Below are 1313 nucleotides of genomic sequence, written 5' to 3'. Positions count from 1 at the left end.
CCCCGGCGGGCGGGCCCGCCGGGCGGGACGCGGCACGGCGCCGCCGCCTCGGCGGCAGGGTGTCGCTGGGAGTGTTCAGTTCGGAGCCCTCGGTGGGCTCGATCGGTTCGAGCATGCGGGCGTTTCTCCCGTCAGGCTCCCGGGCGCCGCACCTGGTCCGGCGATGCCGGTGACGTCCGCGGCTCGCGCGGTGCGCGGTCGCCGCCGTCCGGGGCGCGGGCGCCGCACGGGAGCACTCTGTGTCCTGTCTCGCCGGTTCCGTACGCCGAATGCGTACGGCCTGGCGAAAGTCTTCTGGTCGGTGCGCTGCCCGCCCCAGGTGGCTCCCGAGTTCGAGGGCGGCGCTTACGACGTCCGTCCCTTCGCGGGACCTTCCTTACGCCGGCGCCGTCGCGGCGGCAGTGGCGCCGGCCGGTTGCGGCTCGGTCGCTGCTGCCTCGCGGTCGGGCGCGAGCGGGTCGGTCACCGTGCCGGTCTCTTCATCGAGCAGCCCCTGCGCCAGCCTGGTCACCGCTGCGGGGACCGGCGGCGCCAGGTCGGCCACGGCGCGGAGACCGGACAGGACGTCGTCGGGTCGTACGGCAGGCGTCACGTGCCGAACAACCAGCCGCAGTATCGCACAGGGCCGGTCGGTCGGCCCAGTAAGGAGTGCGGCGTCAGCCGCTCCGGTGGAGCCGACGCCTGCGTCGGGCTGCGACAAGTGCGTTTCCGCACTCTCCAGGGCCACGACCGCCGAGCGGGCGTCGAAGGTGCGGACGCCGTTCTTGGTCCGGCGCTGGACCTCGACGGTCCCGGCCGCGTTGAAGGCGTCCACCGCGCGGCGGGCGTCCTCGGGGTCGACACCGTCCAGCCGCAGCTCCCACACGGAAGCCGTCAGCCGGTCGGCGAGACCCGAGGTGCGGGCCTCGACCGCCTCGACGATGTCGAGCCCCGCGGGCATCGACTCGTCCAGGAGGGCCCGGAGCCGCTCCGGGTCACGCGGCTCGGTGAGCGCGATCTCCAGATACTCCGCCTCACTGCCCGTGCCGGTGGGTGCGGCATTGGCGTACGACACCTTCGGGTGCGGTGTGAACCCCGCCGAGTACGCCATCGGCACCTCGGCACGGCGCAGCGCACGCTCGAAGGCGCGCTGGAAGTCACGGTGGCTGGTGAACCGGAGGCGGCCGCGCTTGGTGTAGCGCAGTCGGATGCGCTGCACCGCGGGTGCGGGCGGCGGGCCTTCGGGCTGTCGCTTGCCCAGTGTCGTTCAGTCCTTCGTGAGAGCGGTCGTACTGCTACCAAGAGTACGTGTCTCCGGGCCGATGGGTTCCCGC

Annotated in this window: 1 protein-coding gene; it reads right to left on the bottom strand. The window is 73.5% G+C overall.

The genetic code is table 11. The features are described 5' to 3' along the window. Positions 1-376: 376 nt before the first annotated feature. On the bottom strand, positions 377-1198 hold the full coding sequence (locus B7767_RS17540) for a TIGR03936 family radical SAM-associated protein (RefSeq protein WP_085573014.1): 822 nt from the start codon (positions 1196-1198) through the stop codon (positions 377-379). Positions 1199-1313: the final 115 nt, after the last annotated feature.

It is taken from the genome of Streptomyces sp. 13-12-16 (assembly GCF_002114215.1).
In the GTDB taxonomy this organism is placed as follows: Bacteria; Actinomycetota; Actinomycetes; order Streptomycetales; family Streptomycetaceae; genus Streptomyces.
This window is presented reverse-complemented; position numbering and strand designations above follow the sequence as displayed.